The organism is Kocuria palustris (assembly GCF_007666205.1).
Classification (GTDB): Bacteria; Actinomycetota; Actinomycetes; order Actinomycetales; family Micrococcaceae; genus Kocuria; species Kocuria palustris_A.
This window is the reverse complement of record NZ_VDOR01000054.1, coordinates 1-235: the sequence shown is the minus strand read 5'-3', so window position 1 is coordinate 235 and position 235 is coordinate 1. Positions and strand designations below refer to the sequence as shown.

At 63.8% G+C, this 235-nt stretch carries 1 protein-coding gene; it reads right to left on the bottom strand.

Going from position 1 to position 235, the window contains the following annotated elements:
• Positions 1-40 precede the first annotated feature (40 nt).
• Positions 41-235, bottom strand: a 195-nt coding sequence (locus FSY66_RS12710) for a hypothetical protein (protein ID WP_222115543.1), incomplete at its 5' end; no start/stop codon positions are given.

Below are 235 nucleotides of genomic sequence, written 5' to 3'. Positions count from 1 at the left end.
ACCCCGCACCGGCACCCGCCGACGCGGCACTTGCGAGCCTCTAACAAACCCGGGGCGATTCAAGGAGCTTGAACCTTCCGAAGCGGTCACCGAGATTGCCGAACGCGATCAGCAGCGAACCGACGACGAAGCCGTAAATATCGAGAATCCACAGCGCCTGGTCCGCGGTCGGAGGGGACTGCCGCACGGATAGGTGACATCTGATCTGGCTTGCCCGGAGGGCGGCCTGGAAGGA